Origin of the sequence: Bacteroides acidifaciens (assembly GCF_903181435.1) — a bacterium.
In the GTDB taxonomy this organism is placed as follows: Bacteria; Bacteroidota; Bacteroidia; order Bacteroidales; family Bacteroidaceae; genus Bacteroides.
In genome coordinates this window covers 444,361-464,035 of sequence record NZ_CAEUHO010000004.1, presented here as the reverse complement: position 1 = coordinate 464,035, position 19,675 = coordinate 444,361, and the positions used below count along the sequence as shown (strand labels likewise).

Below are 19,675 nucleotides of genomic sequence, written 5' to 3'. Positions count from 1 at the left end.
TTTATATGCAAATTTAGAAAGCAGTCACTTTAAATCCAGTAAACAACACATGATTCTGTAAAAGACGTAATCCGAAATGTCCGTCTCCCAAGCCATCTGCTACAGAATAACGGAAAAGTTCCTCGCCATTCACCGAATAAGTTGTTATACCTTTTTTTACCCGAATCTGTATTTGATACCATTGATTGGGAGTAAGCAGATGCGGCGCATCCGTATATTCACCCAGTAGCGGTTTTATTTTATCGTCTGCTATTCCATAAAATTCTCCCCGGTAACGGCGGAAACGAGTAGTAGAATTGTCATTTCCCCCGTATCCAACGTAGAAAAGGTTTAATGTATTGTAGTTTTTAAAAACACCGTTCCGCCACTCACTACGGACAAAAAGGTCGTCAGGATGTTTAGGATCATTGGCAGCCCAAAAGCAATTCAGGTCGCTCAGACGGTCGTACTTTCCGCCTTTCATTACCATACAGATACGGTAATTTATCTCATAATTACCTGTCAGACGTTGCTGATACCACATAGTCAAGCCATTCGGAACAATAAGTTCCAATGTATCCGTATGTTCCGTCATCTGCAAGGCATGAGATTCATCTTCTATTCTCCATTGTTTGACAAAGGAGTTTTCGTGTTGTGCAAAGAGCACCGCACTATTCAAAAAGAAAAAAGTAATCAAGCTGTAGCCAATAAAAAATCGCTTCATCATTACGGTATTAGTTTAAAGATTATCCTTCCGGTTACAAAGAAACCCCTCTTTTCGAAAAAAGAGGGGTTCAAATTGTACAAAATATCTCAAATAACGTATTGACTGAGGAATTGTATTACCATTTTAAGGATGTAGCTCCTTGAATGCCGCATTCTCTTCCTTTACATTCTCTATGGTCTGTTTCAATTCGCCGACAGGCAAGTCATAGCCATACCAACCCGTATAGCAATCCACCACATACCACTTCCCGTCAGACGAAAGTTCGAATTCGACACGCAAGTCAATCTCCGACTCTTCATATCCCGCCTCGAACACCTTATGCTTGGGTTCGTTCACCGTGAACTTGGAGACGTAAATACCACCTTCTTCCTGAGAGATGCGTTCTTCCTTCATCGTTTCACTATCCAGCAACGGCCATTTTTCTTTGGTGAAAGGGAATGTTTTCTCAGTTTCACCGTCATCTTCCAATAAGGTTATCGGAGTTTTCAACGGAAACTTGATACGGGTATATTGGAATGCCGCGCTGGAAGTAAACTTATCCAGAAACGACTTGAACTCCTCACCGAATCCGGTAGCCGCTTCACTGTCAACTTTTGCTTTCGAACTATTACCGCAAGAGATGAACGAAACACCTGCAAACAGCACCATGGCCAACAAACAGCATACAAACTTTTTAGCTCTCATTACACTATATAAATTAAGAGTTTAATTGACGCTGCAAAGATAATGACAAGTTTGATATCTTAGTTATTTCGGAAGCTAAATCTTTACGTATTCCCGACCGGATTATTCGTGTCGCAAATACTCATAGCCAAAGCGGCAAAACAGGCATTTCCGCTTATCACAATACTCCTTCCGCAACTGTATCAATGCCTGACTATCTGCTGCAGTGGCAACCGGCAGTCCGGCGTTGCTCCACGTACGGGTTATATGGTTATCTTCCGCTTTCAACTCTTCCAAGAAACGTCCGGCACGTTCACACATCCGCTCGTCCGCTTTATGCAAACCGTAGGTGTATAGAAAAGGCGTCACAGTATTTATGATAATCAAGTTTTTCGACCTCTCCCCCAGTGTTTTCTCTTTGTGCGGAGAAGTCTGTCCGAATAAATAATGACTTTCCCAATAAGCAGAAGTACGGGTAGTCAGCAACTCCCTTACTTCCGATAATGTTTCAGCTTCCAGCAACCGCGAGAACAACTTATCCCCTTTCTGATAAAGATAAGCCAACTGTGCCAGGCGAATATGAGGAAAATTCTCCGGTCGAAGCCTGAGAAAACGCCACAATGTGGCATCCATCACTCGAGTAAACTCAAACTTTCGTTGCAAATAACGGAATTCTTTGCAAAGGCGAAGGCTATACTCGTCTTCCTGTTCCTTTTTCAGAAACGTATCTTCGAACAGTCCTGCCAAACCGTAGAAGAAAGCTTCTATCTGAAACAAATCATTCCGGTGCTTATCTATGGCACGGAGCGGAAGCAAACCCGCCCACGTTTCAAAGGCATCCCCGTTCAGTCCAAAACCAAAGTTACGGGCAAGGGTGATGAAGAAAGCGTCTTCCCAGTTGTTGTTACAGTGTTCAAGACGCTGCGTTATTAACCGCGCTTTTTGTTCCAACCGTTCAGTCTGCAAAGCTGTCAGCCAGGAGTGGACGGTAAGTTTGGGCAGAGAAGCAAGGATAGGATAGCAAGCCGGATACTGGTCAGCCGCACAAAGTTCGTGATAATGAGATCGTATATGCTCGGGGCATGTCAATTGCATTTGCGGGATAATCTCACCGTTAGTACGGGTTATTTCCCCGTCAGCCTCCCCCACTACATGAAGAATCACCGAATCGTAAACCTTATCGCTATCATGTCCGTGGCGGAACCAGTCCGAAGCATGGGCATGTATTTCGATGTTTCCCACCCACAATATACCGTTTATTTTTAGTTTGGCATTGAAAAAGTCGGGACCGGCGTTCGGGTTTTGCAGCCCGGAATCAATCACTTCTACCGATAAACCTTTGGTGGTTTGCAGTACTTTCAGAGGAAATAATTTATGTTTCCACACGTAGTGGAGAAGGTGTTCCATGTTAACAAGACGTTAATGTGCGCTACAAATGTAATAAAAATCACTATCTTTGCGACTATTATTTTGAATATAAGTCAGAAAACAATGAAAATAGCACTAATCGGTTACGGAAAAATGGGCAAGGAGATAGAAAAGGTTGCCCGTAGTCGCGGACATGAAATCGTCTGCATCATTGATATCAATAATCAGGATGACTTCGAATCGGAAGCGTTCAAATCTGCCGATGTAGCCATTGAATTTACCAATCCGATGGTAGCTTACAATAACTATATAAAAGCTTTCAAAGCCGGAGTGAAACTGGTGTCAGGCAGTACCGGATGGATGGACGAACATGGCGAAGAAATCAAGAGACTCTGTACGGAAGGGGGCAAAACACTCTTCTGGTCATCTAACTTCAGCCTGGGAGTCAGCATCTTCTCCGCTCTCAACAAGTATTTGGCTAAAATTATGAACCAGTTTCCTGCTTATGATGTCACCATGAGCGAGACACATCATATTCACAAGCTGGATGCCCCCAGCGGAACAGCCATTACACTGGCAGAAGGCATTCTGGAAGAGATAGACCGTAAGGACAAATGGGTGAAAGGAACCTTCGCAGCACCGGACGGAACCGTCAGCGGAACCAATGATTGTGCCGCCAACGAATTTCCCATCGGTTCTATCCGCGAAGGAGAAGTATTCGGACTTCATACCGTACGCTATGAATCCAACGTGGACAGCATCACCATCACACACGATGCCAAAAGCCGTGGCGGATTCGTATTGGGAGCCGTATTGGCTGCCGAATATACAGCCACACACGAAGGTTTTCTGGGCATGAGTGATTTATTCCCGTTCTTGAAATCAACAAAATAAAGATATGCTAAAAAGATTATTTTCTTTCAATGGAAGAATCGGACGGTTAGAATATTTTCTAACAGCTCTTTTTACAGGAGTGATAACGCTTCCCATAACATACTCAGGAGAAAACGCTACTCATCTTCTTGTTATGCTTATTTTTATTCCTATAGTATGGATTAATGTTGCACAAGGTGCTAAAAGATGTCATGATTTGGGAATAAACGGATTTTGGCAATTAATACCTTGCTTTCCTATTGTCCTGATTTTCAGAAAAGGAGAAGACAAAGACAATAAATACGGACCCACTTTGCAATTAAATCAACAAAAAGAAATAACAAAGGTAGAGCATGCACAATGGATCAAATGTGCCATTGCTATTCTACTCTATCTCATCTTCCTTATCTGGGTACGGAGTTGGTGGGGATTAATTGTTGTTCCTTTTATTTTCGATATTTATATTACCAAGAAAATACCCTGGTCTTTCTGGAAAAAGTCGAAGAATCCGGCTGTACGTAGCGTTATGAGCTGGGTAGACGCCATTGTTTTTGCACTGGTTGCTGTCTACTTTGTCAATATCTACATCTTCCAGAACTACCAGATTCCTTCTTCTTCTTTGGAGAAATCACTACTGGTAGGCGACTTCCTGTACGTGAGCAAGATGAGCTACGGACCACGCGTGCCGAACACTCCGCTTTCCATGCCGCTTGCACAACATACATTGCCGCTCGTCAACACCAAATCGTATATCGAGTGGCCGCAATGGAAATACAAACGGGTGCCGGGATTCGGCAAGGTGAAACTGAACGATATTGTCGTGTTCAATTTCCCGGCAGGTGATACGGTAGCTGTCAATTATCAGCAGACAACAGACTTCTATACACTGGCTTACGGCGAGGGACAACGCATCTACCCCAAACAGGTTGAGATGGATAGCCTGACTCGTGCGCAGCAACGTGCCATTTACGACTTGTACTATGCCGCCGGACGGAAGCAGATTCTGAACAATCCGCGCAGCTATGGAGAAGTCCTCTGGCGTCCGGTAGATCGCCGCGAGAACTATGTAAAACGTTGTGTAGGTCTGCCCGGTGATACTCTTCAAATTGTAGACGGTCAGGTGATGATTGACGGCAAAGCCATCGAAAACCCCGAAAACCTGCAATTCAACTATTTCGTACAGACAACAGGACCGTATATTCCGGACGACATGTTCCGTGAACTGGGTATCAGCAAAGCCGACCAAATGCTGATAGAAGATTCCGGTTGGGAAATGGGACTGCTGGAAATAGGACTAGACAGCCGAAACGCACAAGGCAAACTGAACCCTGTCTATCATCTTCCCTTGACTAAGAAGATGTACGAAACCCTTTCCGGCAACAAAAAGCTTATCAGCAAAATCGTAATGGAACCGGAAGATTACGCAGGACAGATGTACCCACTGAATCTTTACACGAAATGGAATCGCAACAACTACGGCCCTATCTGGATTCCTGCCAAGGGAGCCACCATTACGCTGACAGAGGATAATCTTCCTATCTACGAACGTTGCATCGTAGCTTACGAAGGCAACAAACTGGAAATCAAGCCGGACGGTATCTACATCAACGGTGAAAAGACCGACCAATATACCTTTAAGATGGATTATTACTGGATGATGGGTGACAACCGCCACAACTCTGCCGATTCCCGCTACTGGGGCTTTGTTCCCGAAGACCATGTAGTAGGCAAACCTATTGTGGTATGGCTATCGCTTGACAAAGACCGCGGATGGTTTGACGGCAAAATCCGTTGGAACCGCCTGTTCAAGTGGGTAGGCTGATAAGTGCATACTGCCATAACAGAGTGATAAGGTGATAAGAATTGATGAACATTCGTAAATTCAAATGGATACTGGCATTTGCCGGAGCAGTAGTCGTCGTGCTTCTGCTCCGGGGATTTGCTTTTACGTCCTGCCTTATCCCGTCCACCGGCATGGAAAACTCCATTTTCCAAGGCGAACGCATCCTGGTCAACAAATGGAGCTATGGGTTGCGTGTTCCTCTTATGTCGATATTCTCCTATCACCGTTGGGGTGAACGCCCCGTACGGCAACAGGATATCGTTGTGTTTAACAATCCTGCCGGCATCCGGCAGCCGGTCATCGACCGACGTGAAATCTACATCAGCCGCTGCATCGGCGTTCCGGGCGACACCTTATTGGTAGACTCCCTATTCTCCGCCACTTCTCCCGAAACGAAACATAATCCGGACAAAAAGAGACTTTATGCGTATCCCGTCTCCAAGGAGAACCTGATTACCTCACTTATGCACACGCTCTCCATCACCGACGACGGTTTGATGGGAAGCAATGACACCACCCACGTACGTAGTTTCAGCCGATATGAATACTACCTGCTGGAACAGGCCATGTACGGGCAAAACTGGCTACAGCCTTTATCTCTGAAAAAAGACATTGAACTGAAACCTTTGATTGTCCCCGGCAAGGGAAAATATATCCGGGTATATCCCTGGAACATTACTTTGTTGCGGAATACTCTCGTAATGCATGAAGGCAGGCAGGCGGAAATTAAAAACGACACCCTATATGTGGACGGGAAACCCACACAGCATTGTTATTTCACCAAGGATTACTATTGGATGGGGTCAAATAATACTATCAACCTGTCCGACTCACGCCTGTTCGGATTCGTCCCGCAAGACCATATCATTGGAAAGGCCTCCGTCGTCTGGTTCTCTAAAGAGAAAGGGACAGGCTTATTTGACGGATACCGATGGAACCGTTTCTTCCGGACGGTGAAATAAAAGACTTCCAAACGTATAAAATGAAAGAAATGAAAACAGCTTATTTATCTTCGGCTTACCTCGCTCCCGTCGAGTACTATACCAAATTACTGGCTTACGACAAGATATTTGTAGAGCAACACGACCACTATATCAAGCAGACCTACCGCAACCGTTGTACGATTGCCGGTCCCGGCGGAGAGTTAGCCCTTTCCATTCCGACCGTAAAGCCTGATACGCTGAAATGTCCGATGAAAGACATCCGTATCTCCGACCACGGAAACTGGAGACACCTGCACTGGAACGCGATTGAATCCGCTTACAACAGCACTCCTTTCTTTGAATACTACAAAGATGATTTCCGCCCTTTCTACGAAAAGAAATATGAGTTTTTGGTCGATTTCAACGAAGAGCTTTGCCGATTGGTCTGCGAACTGATAGATATTCATCCCGATATGGAACGTACTGCCGAATATAAAATGGAGTTCACTGCCGAAGAAACCGATTTCCGGGAAATTATCCATCCTAAGAAGGATTTCCGGACAGCGGATACAGAGTTTGTTCCACAGCCTTATTATCAAGTGTTCGAGTCCAAACTGGGCTTTCTTCCCAATCTGAGTATTATAGACTTGTTGTTTAATATGGGACCGGAAAGCCTGCTCATCTTGAACAAGCAATAACCCATTTTATAAAGGGCGGAATTACCCGCCCTCAGAATAACCATTCATCTGAAGGTGAAAACTGTGAATATCCGTTTTTTATACTTTTGAGAGTTGTATATTAATTAATGCAGAATCGTTACTGTAACAGCGGTTGCGTTAATGCAAATAACACAATTATTCGACTGAATTCCAAAAAGAAATCATCTCTTCTAACAACAAATTTGAAAAGCTTCAATGAAAAAGGAGAATGTTACTCCTATTTTGACAAGATAGTAACATTCTCCCGACAATCCATTTTTACCAACTTTCAACCTATTTCAACTCAAAGGGTACAATCCCCTTAATATCTCTTGATGAACTTCCGATAACTGCTTCAAACTTGCCCGGTTCGGCTATCCACTCGTGTTTTGCATCATCAAAGAAGCTCAATGCTTTCTTATCAACCGTCAGCGTTACCGCTTTCTCTTCGCCCGGAGCCAGTCTCACTTTTTGGAAGGCTTTCAGTTCTTTCACCGGACGGGACAGAGAGGATTTCTTATCACTGATATAAAGCTGAACGACTTCCTGACCTTCGCGGGTTCCTGTATTCTTCACGTTGACAGTGAAGGAAATCGTGTCATCGGCGGTCATTGTTTTCTTATCTGCGGAAGGTTTGCCATAAACGAAAGTTGTATAGCTCAATCCATGTCCGAATGGGAACAACGGTTTGATTTTCTCCTTATCTGCCCAACGGTAACCAACAAAAATATCTTCGTGATAAGTTTCGTTAATAGTATCCCCCCTATGCTTGGATTTTGCGAGTTCTTCTTTATTACCCGGATATTCACCCAGTTTATGAGCACCTACATCGTCCAGTTTTACAGGGAAAGTAAAAGGAAGTTTTCCGGAAGGGTTCGCATCTCCTACTAATACCGAAGCAAGAGCCGTTCCGGCTTCCGAACCCAAGAACCAGCCTTGTACAATGGCGGGGACTTCGTTCACCCAAGGCATAGCCACTGCATTACCGGAGATATTGACAAATATAAGGTTTTTATTGACCTTTGCCAGTTCACTTATGACTCTGTCCTGTGCGTATGGCAAGCCTAAAGAAGCACGGTCAGAGTCTTCACAATCCTGGTGATTGCTCTTGTTCAGCCCACCGAAGAAGATAACGTAATCCGCCTCCTTGGCCACTTGCAAAGCCTCAGCGAGAAGTTCATCTTCCGAACGGTCATCTTTTAGGTCCTGACCGGTTTTCACACCGTTATATTCGCCTGTCGGGTCGCCTACATATCCACGGGCATATACAATCTCTGCCTGTGAGCCGGCACGTACTTTTAAACCGTCTAACGGAGAAATCTCGTACTTCACTTTTAAAGAAGAACTTCCACCACCCACTGTCATCATCTTGATTGCATTCTCACCAACAACGGCTATTTTCTTCGCTTTGTTCAAGTCGATAGGCAATACGTTATTCTTGTTCTGTAAAAGAACGATTCCTTCTTCAGCTATCTTACGACCGGCTTGTCCGTGTTCGGGAGAACCTAGAGAGCCGAACGGCTTATGCGGATTCATCGAAGTACGGAAAATCAGACGAAGGATATTGCTGACTTTCTCGTCCAGCTCTTTTGTTCCGACTTTACCCTCTTTAATCAGTTTCAGGTAAGGGAAAGCCAGGTAATAATTATCATAAGCATTACGGGTTCCGGCAGACAATCCGTTTGTCCACGAACCGAATTCCAAGTCCAGTCCGTTGTGGATAGCTTGTTCGGTATTATGCACACCACCCCAGTCGGACACTACCACACCGTCGAAGCCCCATTCGTCACGGAGAATGTCTTTGAGCAGACGTTTGTTATGACAAGCGTGCTGCCCCTGATAAAGATTATAAGAGCCCATAATCGACCAGGTTCCACCTTCCTGAACGGCAGCCTTGAAAGCAGGCAGGTATATTTCATAAAGGGCACGGTCGCTCAGATGCACATTAGTGGTATGCCGGTTGAATTCCTGATTGTTCAGCGCGTAGTGCTTCACGCAGGCGGCTACACCGTTCTCCTGCACTCCTTTGATATAAGGAACTACCATTGTGGCGGACAGATACGGGTCTTCGCCCATATATTCAAAATTACGTCCGTTCAAAGGGGTACGGTAGATGTTCACACCGGGGCCTAGCAAGATGTCTTTTTTCCGGTAACGCGCCTCTTCACCGATACTTTTTCCGTAAAGATGAGACATCTCGGGATTCCAGGTGGCGGAAAGGCAAGTCAATGCAGGGTAAGCGATGCAGGAATCGTTTGTCCATCCTGCCTGGTCCCATTCATCCCACAATACTTCCGGGCGAATGCCGTGAGGGCCGTCGGTAGCCCATACCTCCGGGATTCCGAGACGGGGTACGCCTGCCGAACTGAATTTTGACTGTGCATGAAGCATCTTCACCTTTTCTTCAAGGGTCATCCGGCTCAATGCGTCTTTTACTCGCTCTTCGATTGGCTTATTCGTATCCAGATACACCGGTTTCTGCGCTGAGGCAGGCAGTGCAGCCATAATAGACAAGCCAAGTAACATTGCTTTAAGTTTCATGTTTATTTATGATATAAGAAGTAAGTTAATACTTATATATAAAGACTCTTAATTTACTATCATCTACTACTCATTATCGATTTTATTAATATTTATTATATTTATGATTTCATCTTCGTATTCTAAAGCATAAACCCGACAGAAATTAAAGGTACGTTTCTATACTATCCCATTAACTATCGCATATAAAGACTGGTCACACTTTGCTTATCCTTATAGAACAGTTTCGCTTTCACGATAGCAGACTGGCAAGCTACCGGAGCTTCCCAAAGCGTCGAATCCATCGTCGGCTCCGTTCCGTCCGTCGTATAGCGTATCTGTCCGCCTGCAATGGAAGTATTTGCATACAGCAGACCGTCTTTGACGGAGAGTCCGGGATGAGGCAAACGGAAGTTTACCCCTATCCGGCTCCAGTAAGGCATTTCCTTCATACTGATTTTTTCATAGAACAACGACAAATCCCGGTCAAAGGCTTGCTGCTCCGCCGTGCCGGAAAGGGTTTCCCAATTCGGGTGCGCATTCCAACCGCGTTCTACCAGTCCCATCACTTTCGGGAATATATAATATTCTACCCATTGAAATCCTCGAATCGTTTCGGCAAACAGTTGCGCCTGTACGCCTTTTATATTTTTCCTGCCGGATGCGGTTAGTACGGTTTTTCCTTTCCCTGCCGTACTTACATCAACCGGATTGCCTGCCATATCTGTGCGAGAAGAACGATAGACATCGTACGGAAGCATGGAGAAGGCTTTGGACTCATCCACATATCCTCCCCAGAAATGTCCCGGTTCGTCGGGATGGGCATCATAAGCCAAGTCCAGATAGAAGTTGTTCACATTGCAGAGAATCACCGGATAGCCGTTGTTGGCTATCTGATAAGGGATTTCGTCTTCTTTCCAATCAGGAACCGTTTTCCATGAGTTGATGCCGGCGGCATGTTGGGACAGATAAGTATGAGTCTCCGGGGTATGTCCTAAAGCCACTTCCTGCCAACCGTTAAAGGATAAATTATAGCGTTGCAGACAATCAACAACCCGGGTAATGAAATACTCCGCCAGGTCGTGCGCTTTTGTCATTCCTTGTTCTTTCATCAATGCGGCGCACAAAGGTGAACCTAGCCAAGCACCTCTTGCCACTTCGTCACCTCCCAGGTGAATAGTAGTCAGAGGCACACCGGCTTCTTTATACATAGCCACAATTTCCTGAATCACCTTCTCCATAAAACGATAGGTTGACGGTAAAGCCACATTCATCACGTTATCCGTATATGCCTGAGCGGAAACATAGCGGGAAGTATCCTGCAAATCGCACAAAAGGTATTCGTGAGCCTTCTCCGGGTCTGTATCTATGTATTTGTCATAACGCACTTTCATCGCTACGATAGCAGCACGTGCATGGCCGGGGGATTCTATTTCAGGAATGACCTGCACGTGTCTTTCTGCCGCATATCGTAAGAAGTCTATAAATTCATCACGGGTATAATAACCGTTTCCCGATGTTGTGGAAAAGGGGTCATACCCTCCGTTATAAGCAGGATATAGCCATTCTTTTTCATCAACGGTATATCCGCGCCGTGCTCCAACCGTCGTCAGTTCTTCCAAACCCGGAATCTCCAGACGCCAGCCTTCATCATCCGAGAAATGGAAATGAAGCACATTCATCTTATAGGAAGAGAGTACGTCTATCAGTTTCTTCAAGTTATCCACCGTTGTGTAGTTGCGGGAAATATCCAGCATTTGTCCTCTATAAAGCAAATCCGGATAATCCTGGATAGACATTGCCTGCAGACGTAATGGTGCTTTCTGACCCTTTCCCCCTTCCTGTCCTTTCAACAGTCCCAATAAAGTTTGCGTTCCGTTAAAGATACCGTGAGATGTATTACTACATATTTTCACCTTTTCATCGGTAATATTCAGTTCATAATACTCTTCGTTCACCGCTTTCTTTCCGGTAGGGAGATAGTCCAGGACAATAGTCACCGGAGCTTCGGGAACTATTTCCAGTCCGTATATCCCCGACAGTTTATCTTTCAACAGTTTCCCTTCGTTTGCAAAATCTTCATGAAAAGTCAAAGCAAGCTGTTTTTCCAACAAGATTTCCCCCTTGGCGGGAATCACCTTCTTGACAGATGGTATGATGTCCGTCTGCTGAAATTCCGAAGAATTTGCTTTTTGCAGACGCAGATTCGTATCATAAGTCTTTTGCGCAGCAGACTTCTGCCACTTTGTAACAGGCAGTGGAACGGTATTCAATGACACGGGAAGCGGTTTTCCTTTCAATGCACCCGACTGGTTTACCCAATAAGAGCCTTCGGGCGCATGAGAGTTTTTCGGCACCTCGCCATTACACTGGAAAATCACTTTCAATGAATCTCCCGGAGCCAGTGAAATATAGCCCTCTCCCGGATACATTTTAAAGTAGGTGGCATTTACTTGCTCTACCCGAACCGGTGATGAAGCATCCTGACGGATATTACGGGGAAACTGCGAATAGAAAATCTCCCAGTCCTTGCCTAATGGGGTATCTGAGATATTCTTCAATACAAATGAATTCTCATAATATTTGCCGTTGCTGTCGTAACTTCCCATTTCCCAAGTCAGAGACACCGGAGCTTTCGAATCATTCGCAGGTTTACAACTGCCCGCCACGAGTAAGACACACAGCCATCCCGCTAAAAAAGAAAATCTTATATCGTTCATAAATTTCGTCTTAATGATTAGTCATGCCACCCTTTGCTTCTCAAATAATCGAGCATATAAGCCGGGGAGTCTGTTTGAAGGATTCTTGCCCCTAGTTTGTTTATCAGATAGCCATAACTTGCGTCCGGGTCTTTCCGGGCAAGTTCATCATCGTGCCCTCCTGCCAGGGAAGCCCATAATGTATTATACCAAATCAGGCTTTTCCCCGACAGCCTGCGTTCCATCTTGGCGGGTATCGGGCTTGAAACATTCCGGTAGCACAATTCAAAAGCGACCGGATGCAACTGTTCCATATAATCCTCGACAATCTTTACCGACTTTTCATCATCAATCGTAACGACAGGCATATAGATTACCTTATCCAAATAAGAGCCGAATTCCCGTTTTACCGTTTCCACCGGATGTCCGCCTTTCATAATAACCAAATCGGCTGTACCGGTTTTCTCCAATATGGCATATACATCATCAAAAATGCTGTAAGCCTTATCCAGATTGACCATAATGTGACCTTTGGCAGCCAGCAACGCTTCTTCCAGAGTAGGAACCGTATGTTCCGTCAACCGACCGTCTTTATCTTTAAGGCGGAGTTGCTTTATTTCAGCCAATGTTTTGTCTTTTACCTTGCCTGTACCGTTGGTAGTGCGGTCTACCGTATCGTCATGCATCAGCACCAACTGCTCGTCTTTCGTCTTACGGATATCTATCTCCACAATATCTACTTTCATCTGAATAGCGCTATCAATAGCTGCCACGGAATTTTCAGGAGCAATGCTCCAGTTTCCACGATGCGCTACCACCAGCACTTTGTCAAGGCGCGGGTTCAATACATCTTTCCGGATCGCCTCCGCCCGTTGTGCAGCCAGGAAACCCGGCTGCAAACAGAACAGTAACAAAAGCACTATAAACTTGCTTTTCCTCATATCTTTCATCAGTTATTTAATTTTCTTACTCAATTATATTCAACGTTCTACCTTTTTACTTTTATGCTGCAATTACAATCCGGCATCATAAGCTCCGGGCTGCATCTTGTTTGCATTACGAGTTGCTCCACGCTGGTCTACTCCAAAGCCGGTTTCGCCAACCCAGTCTACAAATTGCTGTCCCACAGTCGCATCGAAAGACTTCACCGCGTCAATAACAGACTGTCGGGTTGCAAATTCGTCAATAATACTAGCCACAGTCCATTGGTAAACACCGTCAGTCAACGAAGCAGCCGGAAGAGTTTGAGATGAATAGTCCGTATCCGTACCGATCGCTCCCCAACCGGCATCCGCTGCCTGATATACGTTATATCCTTTGGAAGTTATATTACCCAAATAAATTGTCTTGGTTCCTGCTCCTTTGGCAAACAGGGAGTTGACTACAAGAGAAGCCCCCTTTCCTGCACGGAATACTCCGTTAGGATTGCCCGAATTACCAACAATCGTGGTATTGGAAAGCATAAAGCGAGCATCTCCGTTGACAGTAACACTACTATTACTTGTGCCCGTAGTACCAAGTACAGTCGTATTATTCATACAAACATATCCATTTCCGGCATGTATAGCAGTACCCCAGGCTGCCGGTGCATGATTCCCATGCAATAGGCAATTGTTCATAAACAATAGAGGAGCATTATTATTACCCACCAGAATAGCTCCTCCCCGATTGGCTGCCCGGTTATTCACAAATTCTACACATTCCAGGAAAACATTTCCTTTGGCTATCTTGATAGCCGGTCCTGCATCAGAAGCACTTTCGCGGTTGAAGTTCTTTACCACACAATTCTTCAACTGTAAGACAGCATTGCCCGACTGACCTGCCGCCACATAGAATCCATTCACATCTCCTTTATCGCCTTGTTTATATTGTCCGTCGAAAGTACAATCCTCGAAAGTTATATTTATCTGATTTCCAAGACAGAACATACCTCCCGATGTAGCAGACGCATTGCTGTTTGTACTTCTGACAAAAGCAGTCGTATATTTGCTAACGTCACGTCTGGTCAGGTCGGTTCCCGTGCTTGAAGGGTCATATCCGCCCTCAACTGTTATCTCCACCTGCTTGCTATAACCGCTATACTCTACCTTCACACCGGAATTCTCTTTCGCTATTTCATAAGAGCCCGCAGCCACATAAATCTTCTTGCCATCAAGTTTGACTGCATTGGCATTGGAAACCGTACTGTTACTGCTCGTTTGCAGCAAGTTGCGCAATGCATCCACGCCCATTGCATTATCCCAGTCCATACCGGTGGCATTTCCGGCAGGCTGTTCTTTCACATAGTAAGCAGCCAGTTGCAGTTCTTCCACATCTCCGCCCGGCAAAGTACCGCCATCCCACGGAGAAACAACCGGTTCACTGACAGATATCACCGAACCTTCCACCTTTAGAGTGAACTCATAACATTTTCCGGGTTTCAGTTCGGGAATGCCGGGCATTACCAAATCCTCTCCCAAATAGTTCAAAGAGACAAAAGTAGCAGTTGTTCCGGCTTTTCCAGGAGTCACGATTGCAGTATAGCTGCAACCATTCTGCCCCGCCTTGCCACCTTCGGGAACAGTAATAAAAGGTGATACCAAAGAAGTAGTTTCTACCACTTCCCCATTCGTATATCCCTGATAAGAACCGATTTTCACTCCCTGCACTTTACCTTGTCCGCTTACATCCGCCAACGTCATTATGACTTTCGCCATTTTCCGGTTCATACCCAGGCGGAGAATACGGGAACCGTCATCCGTAGCATTCTCCACAGTACAAGTCATATAATCCGCATTTGCCAGATTTTCCAAACGTTGCTGGTTGGTGGGAAGAATAAAGTTGGCAGTGCTAGCCCCGTTAATTACCGGATAAAAGGCGGAATATGTTACAGGTTCCGTTCCCCATCTCAGATAGTAATTATCAGTCGGTGACCATTTGCCACCGGAGAATACATAGTTCAGATAGCCGTCTTCACAACTTAACTGAAGCTCGTCTCCCTCATTAAATTGTTTCTGCTGTTCTCCCGTCGCACCGGGATTACTGCGGGTGAAAGCCGTATTTATCGTAGCCTCAACTTGAATAGCACCGGAATCTTCACCGTACACCACCACATCTTTGTCTGTATCACAAGCCGCCACGCCCGTCAATAAACAGGCAGCCATTATCAGTTTTGTTATCTTTTTCATCGTTTATCTCCTCCTTCTTTTAATTCCGGTCGATAAGCTGACCGGTTGCCCAGTTCCTGGCTTGCATGGCAGCCAGCCGCGCAGTTGTATTTACATTGAGAGTCAAGGTATGCTCCACGCCTTTCTCCAGTTCAATGGCTTCCTCCGCAGACCAGATATAGAGCTTTCCGTCATAACTGAAATTGATAGAGAAACCCTCCGCTATCCTTTGCGGCGGCAGGATACATTCACAATAATCCGTTCCTTTATAGGGAACCACAGTAGCCACTGCGGCGTCAGCCACAGGAACAACCACCGGAGCTGCTACCGTCAAATCGCAGATACCGTTCACGACAGCGCCGTTGATAGACATATCTCCTAACTTATTCATCTCAGCATCCGCCGTTCCGTTCACAGTGATTTTAATAATCAGCTTGCTCATGGCATGGTTCAAGGAGATTTTCAATTTTCCGTCGGCAGTCAAATCCTTTTCCGGGTCGACTGTCGCTTTCATCAGCAGAAAATCGGAAGACATCACATTGGCTTCTGTCGCCTGATTGGTCAATGCATTAACCGCCAACGGAGCATCCGGAGTGGCTTCACTCGCATAAGGTGCATATGCAATCATCGTCACAGGCGTTCTTTCCGCATCCCACAGCATTTGCTGACCGTCCGACGTGCTCCACACATTGCCGGAACCGACCATTTGTTTGTGATAGTTGTAAGCGGCATTCTCACCGTTGCGAATCATCAATCCGAAACGCTCCAGATTCGTAGCGTCATACCCTGCACGCGACAGCGGCTCATTCACTTCCGTAATAACACTGATTACCCGTGCTTCAGAAGAACCACCCACCGGTAGTAATTCATCCTCATTATTCGAGCATCCGGTCAGCCCGATGCCCAAGGCCAGTATATAAAATATCTTTTTCATGTTACAGTCGTTTTACAGTTTAATTCGTCAGAACGGCATCATAAGCGCCAGCCTGCATCTTGTTGGCATTACGGGTCACTCCACGCTGATCTACTCCGAAAGCATCCTCACCAACCCACTCTACAAATACCTCTCCCAGATTAGCAATGGGCGAAGCTACCGGATTGAAACTTTTTGCCACCTCTATCACCGCCTGCTTCGTGGCATATCCTTTTATTGTACCAAGCTGGTTGATGTCCCATACATAAACGCCTTCCTCATTCAGCATGCCGTTCACAGGATTGGGATAAGCCGTATCAAGTGTGCTCATCGTAATACCTGTGACACGTTGATAGACGTTATAGCCTTTTGATGAAGCTTCTTTATTGCTTCCGTTCAGATTGAAACTCGGAGCAGAAGGATTTTCGGCAATCAAAAGGTTATTGACAAACTTCGTATCCCCACCAATTCCTGTCTCGCAACGGACAGCCCCATGGCTATCACTTGCATTTCCTACAATCGTACTATTGACAAGCAGGAAACTTCCCCCACCATTCAAGGCAGCACCCGTACCTTCATTCTCTATAATCGTAGTATTGTTCATGCAGATATGCCCTTCCGACATCTGGATTCCATTGCCCCATGAACCCGAATGGGAATTACCTTTCAGCAAACTTTTATTCATTAATGCCACAGCAGTCTTACTATTACAACGTACAGCTCCTCCACGACCTACCGACGTATTATCCAGAAGCTTTACATTATTCAGCCGGACTTGTCCCGACAGGATGAAGACAGCCGCTCCCCCTTGTTTAAGAGAAGTCGTCACTGTCGATTTACAATCCCTTATCACACAGTCAGTCAGTTCAACGGAAGTATCCCCCGTACTGCCGTTCACGTAAATACCACTCCCACATTCGGTAGTACTGGCATCCGCTTCGGACACATACCCGTATTGGAAAGTAACTCCCTCAATAGCGATAATCCCTTTCTTGACCAGCAGCAAACCACAGTCACCCGCATCTGCCTGCTTATTCCCGTTCACATCGCCACTGATAACTGTCACATAAGCATCTATATCACGAACCGAAACGTCCGTCCCTTCACTAAACTGGCTATATCCGCCTTTAATCGCCTTCACATTCTTGCGGATAATCACGCCAAGACCACTCTCTTCGGACATCACATACTTTCCCTGGCTCATATAAATCGTACTCTTGGAAAGGTCGACAGACCCGCTCAACAACTTGCGGAAACCGGCTACGTCCAACGCCTGTTCCCAAGAACTACCGTCCATATCACCCTCACCGAACTGGGTTACAAAATAACTCTCCAACCCTTCCTGCATAATCACCTCTTCGTCCAAATCATCATCGTAATCGGTCATCATAGGCGGGTCTATCATTTCATAGTCTTCCTGGCATCCCTGTGCCAACAGGATAATGAAAGCCAGCATACACAGCTTCGATATTATGAATAAACTATTTCTCATTTTCTTTCTTTTTTAACTTGTACATTAGATAAGAATAATCGCAAAATCACCGATTTCATCGGGTAATATCAGGATAACCCGGATTCTGTTTCAGGTATTCGTTCTGTTCCAGTTGCGTCTGCGACAAGGGGAACAGTTCATAATGATTGTCCGCATCCCGTGGTTTATCCCACCATGCTTCCTGATACCTGCCGAAACGAATCAGGTCAGTACGCCGGCGGCTCTCCGCCAGGAATTCACGTCCCCATTCATCGAGCATTTCTTTCATGTCGAGCACCACATTGCCTTCCGGCTGGTAAGCTATATTGGCTGTAAAGTTCTCATAGTTCCGCTTGCGTACGCTGTTCAGCAACTTGCCCGCTTCGCCTGCCTGTCCGAGACGGAGAAGACATTCCGCCTGCGAATAGACAATCTCCGCCAGACGTATCTCCGTATAGTCCGATTCAATATAATATCCTCCCGTGAACGGGTAGAACGGATATTTCACGCAGTAAAGACCTGAGTTGAAGTCACCGTTGCCCAGCTTTGATTCCTTATAAGCCGGATTGGAGATATAACCCGATTCGGCATTTCCCTCGAAACGTCCCACCTGGTCGCGCAGGTAAAGCACATATTGATTATCCGGATTCTTGGCATATCCTCCACTGACCGCTGAGTTCGCAATCTTGCCTTCGAGGAAGAACATACCTTCCCTTGTGTTATTGCCTGTATTTACATATTGTTTATAACGGACATCTCCCGGATATTTGGCAAATTTTCGGGTGACCATCCCCAGTTCGTAATCGAACAGTTCGCGGGGTTGCTGGTTGTCATAGCTTGGTGAAAGCGCGTATTTCGGATTACGTTCGCCATTTCCTTCTATTTTCAGGTAATAGGCACTGCCATAAGGCAAACCACGTCCGTACACTGTTCTCCGGTCATTTTGGAGATGCCAGCTAGTCAGCCCATAGGAACCAGGGAAACCAAATATCACCTCATTACTCATCTCATTGTTCCAGTCGAAAGGCTCATACCAGTTGTCCGCAATCGCATAATATCCGAATTCTCCACCAGTGATGCGGTTACACATCTCAATACATTCCTGCCACTTAGGCTGTCCAATCCATTTTTCCGCATTGAGATAAAGGCGTACCAATAAAGATGCGGCGGCAGCTTTCGTAAATTGCCCCTGTTGGGCACCATTGCCGGATTGCCCGCTCTTCGATGGCAAGGCAGCCAGACAGTAGTCTTTCAATTCGCTCTCGATGAAATCGAACATTACTTGCGGAGAAACCTGCTTCCGGTTTTCCGGCTGCTCGTTCACCGCCTGGTCTGAAGTGGTAGTCAGGATACAGTTACGATGTGTATTCAGCAGACGGAGATACCCCCAGGCACGCATACAGCGCAACTGTGCCTTGAAACTCTCAAACTCACCATCGCTCAGACCAAAAGAGGACGGGTTCAACTGGCTCAAATCATCCAGCACCATATTGCACTGGGAAATGCCTACATAAAAGTTCTCCCATTCAATCAACCAGTCACCCTGGTTAATATCATCATATTGGTGGCGGTGGTACATTTCCCACAATCCGCCGTCGTACCACCAAGTGCCACGGGTAGGAGTAATAAACTGGTCTGCCGGCAGTTCTTCGTTCTCATGACGTATCCAGATACAGCAGTACATATGTTCAAAAGGGCGGAACACGGCATTGATGACATCTTGTTTCGTGTTATAGTAGTTTTTAGACATCACCTGGTCGTACACCGTTTCCGACAAGTCGGTACAGGACGGCAAGCCCAATACCGTGCCCGCCATCAGACCTAATCCTATGATATATTTTGTTATTTTCAT

At 45.7% G+C, this 19,675-nt stretch carries 14 protein-coding genes; 4 read left to right on the top strand and 10 right to left on the bottom strand.

The annotated features are described in order from the left end of the window. Positions 1-13: 13 nt before the first annotated feature. The 3 genes from CLIN57ABFB40_RS13930 to CLIN57ABFB40_RS13920 form a co-directional block, all read right to left on the bottom strand. Positions 14-706, bottom strand: a complete 693-nt coding sequence (locus CLIN57ABFB40_RS13930; RefSeq protein WP_175630647.1) for a DUF6250 domain-containing protein — start codon at positions 704-706, stop codon at positions 14-16. Positions 707-829: 123 nt separating this feature from the next. Further along, positions 830-1,390, bottom strand: a complete 561-nt coding sequence (locus CLIN57ABFB40_RS13925; RefSeq protein WP_175630646.1) for a DUF4348 domain-containing protein — start codon at positions 1,388-1,390, stop codon at positions 830-832. A gap of 102 nt (positions 1,391-1,492) precedes the next feature. Continuing rightward, positions 1,493-2,776 (bottom strand): DUF2851 family protein, encoded by a 1,284-nt coding sequence (locus CLIN57ABFB40_RS13920; protein ID WP_175630645.1) that lies wholly within the window; start codon positions 2,774-2,776, stop codon positions 1,493-1,495. 84 nt (positions 2,777-2,860) lie between these two features. Here CLIN57ABFB40_RS13920 and dapB point away from each other — a divergent pair, with 84 nt between their 5' ends. From dapB to CLIN57ABFB40_RS13900, 4 genes are read left to right on the top strand one after another with little or no spacing between them, the layout of a single operon-like run. Then, entirely contained in the window at positions 2,861-3,631 is a 771-nt protein-coding gene (gene dapB, locus CLIN57ABFB40_RS13915) for a 4-hydroxy-tetrahydrodipicolinate reductase (protein WP_175630644.1), read from the top strand. A gap of 4 nt (positions 3,632-3,635) precedes the next feature. Then, entirely contained in the window at positions 3,636-5,432 is a 1,797-nt protein-coding gene (gene lepB / locus CLIN57ABFB40_RS13910; protein WP_175630643.1) for a signal peptidase I, read from the top strand. Positions 5,433-5,476: 44 nt separating this feature from the next. Next, positions 5,477-6,415 (top strand): signal peptidase I, encoded by a 939-nt coding sequence (gene lepB, locus CLIN57ABFB40_RS13905; protein WP_175630642.1) that lies wholly within the window; start codon positions 5,477-5,479, stop codon positions 6,413-6,415. 20 nt (positions 6,416-6,435) lie between these two features. After that, positions 6,436-7,074 carry a WbqC family protein gene (locus CLIN57ABFB40_RS13900; protein ID WP_175631229.1) on the top strand — a complete coding sequence of 213 codons (639 nt, stop codon included), beginning with the start codon at positions 6,436-6,438 and terminating at the stop codon, positions 7,072-7,074. A gap of 294 nt (positions 7,075-7,368) precedes the next feature. On the opposite strand, the gene CLIN57ABFB40_RS13895 is transcribed toward CLIN57ABFB40_RS13900, so the two are convergent. From CLIN57ABFB40_RS13895 to CLIN57ABFB40_RS13865, 7 genes are all read right to left on the bottom strand, one after another. Then, complete coding sequence (locus tag CLIN57ABFB40_RS13895) at positions 7,369-9,615, bottom strand: glycoside hydrolase family 3 C-terminal domain-containing protein (protein ID WP_175630641.1); 2,247 nt, start codon at positions 9,613-9,615, stop codon at positions 7,369-7,371. Positions 9,616-9,791: 176 nt separating this feature from the next. Continuing rightward, positions 9,792-12,314 carry a family 20 glycosylhydrolase gene (locus CLIN57ABFB40_RS13890; RefSeq protein WP_175630640.1) on the bottom strand — a complete coding sequence of 841 codons (2,523 nt, stop codon included), beginning with the start codon at positions 12,312-12,314 and terminating at the stop codon, positions 9,792-9,794. Positions 12,315-12,331: 17 nt separating this feature from the next. After that, complete coding sequence (locus CLIN57ABFB40_RS13885) at positions 12,332-13,234, bottom strand: glycerophosphodiester phosphodiesterase family protein (RefSeq protein ID WP_175631228.1); 903 nt, start codon at positions 13,232-13,234, stop codon at positions 12,332-12,334. A gap of 72 nt (positions 13,235-13,306) precedes the next feature. Continuing rightward, positions 13,307-15,460 carry a fimbrillin family protein gene (locus CLIN57ABFB40_RS13880; protein WP_175630639.1) on the bottom strand — a complete coding sequence of 718 codons (2,154 nt, stop codon included), beginning with the start codon at positions 15,458-15,460 and terminating at the stop codon, positions 13,307-13,309. 19 nt (positions 15,461-15,479) lie between these two features. After that, entirely contained in the window at positions 15,480-16,373 is an 894-nt protein-coding gene (locus tag CLIN57ABFB40_RS13875) for a fimbrillin family protein (RefSeq protein ID WP_175630638.1), read from the bottom strand. A 19-nt stretch (positions 16,374-16,392) separates the two neighbouring features. After that, positions 16,393-17,844 carry a right-handed parallel beta-helix repeat-containing protein gene (locus CLIN57ABFB40_RS13870; protein WP_175630637.1) on the bottom strand — a complete coding sequence of 484 codons (1,452 nt, stop codon included), beginning with the start codon at positions 17,842-17,844 and terminating at the stop codon, positions 16,393-16,395. Positions 17,845-17,899: 55 nt separating this feature from the next. After that, positions 17,900-19,675 (bottom strand): RagB/SusD family nutrient uptake outer membrane protein, encoded by a 1,776-nt coding sequence (locus CLIN57ABFB40_RS13865; RefSeq protein ID WP_175630636.1) that lies wholly within the window; start codon positions 19,673-19,675, stop codon positions 17,900-17,902.

What these genes read in the sequence shown, in the direction of transcription:
- CLIN57ABFB40_RS13885 (WP_175631228.1), bottom strand. Translation starts at nt 13,234, where the DNA reads ATGAGGAAAAGCAAGTTTATAGTGCTTTTGTTACTGTTCTGTTTGCAG.
- CLIN57ABFB40_RS13875 (WP_175630638.1), bottom strand. Translation starts at nt 16,373, where the DNA reads ATGAAAAAGATATTTTATATACTGGCCTTGGGCATCGGGCTGACCGGA.
- lepB (WP_175630642.1), top strand. Translation starts at nt 5,477, where the DNA reads ATGAACATTCGTAAATTCAAATGGATACTGGCATTTGCCGGAGCAGTA.
- dapB (WP_175630644.1), top strand. Translation starts at nt 2,861, where the DNA reads ATGAAAATAGCACTAATCGGTTACGGAAAAATGGGCAAGGAGATAGAA.
- CLIN57ABFB40_RS13870 (WP_175630637.1), bottom strand. Translation starts at nt 17,844, where the DNA reads ATGAGAAATAGTTTATTCATAATATCGAAGCTGTGTATGCTGGCTTTC.
- CLIN57ABFB40_RS13865 (WP_175630636.1), bottom strand. Translation starts at nt 19,675, where the DNA reads ATGAAAATAACAAAATATATCATAGGATTAGGTCTGATGGCGGGCACG.
- CLIN57ABFB40_RS13895 (WP_175630641.1), bottom strand. Translation starts at nt 9,615, where the DNA reads ATGAAACTTAAAGCAATGTTACTTGGCTTGTCTATTATGGCTGCACTG.
- CLIN57ABFB40_RS13920 (WP_175630645.1), bottom strand. Translation starts at nt 2,776, where the DNA reads ATGGAACACCTTCTCCACTACGTGTGGAAACATAAATTATTTCCTCTG.
- CLIN57ABFB40_RS13930 (WP_175630647.1), bottom strand. Translation starts at nt 706, where the DNA reads ATGATGAAGCGATTTTTTATTGGCTACAGCTTGATTACTTTTTTCTTT.
- CLIN57ABFB40_RS13880 (WP_175630639.1), bottom strand. Translation starts at nt 15,460, where the DNA reads ATGAAAAAGATAACAAAACTGATAATGGCTGCCTGTTTATTGACGGGC.
- CLIN57ABFB40_RS13900 (WP_175631229.1), top strand. Translation starts at nt 6,436, where the DNA reads ATGAAAGAAATGAAAACAGCTTATTTATCTTCGGCTTACCTCGCTCCC.
- CLIN57ABFB40_RS13925 (WP_175630646.1), bottom strand. Translation starts at nt 1,390, where the DNA reads ATGAGAGCTAAAAAGTTTGTATGCTGTTTGTTGGCCATGGTGCTGTTT.
- lepB (WP_175630643.1), top strand. Translation starts at nt 3,636, where the DNA reads ATGCTAAAAAGATTATTTTCTTTCAATGGAAGAATCGGACGGTTAGAA.
- CLIN57ABFB40_RS13890 (WP_175630640.1), bottom strand. Translation starts at nt 12,314, where the DNA reads ATGAACGATATAAGATTTTCTTTTTTAGCGGGATGGCTGTGTGTCTTA.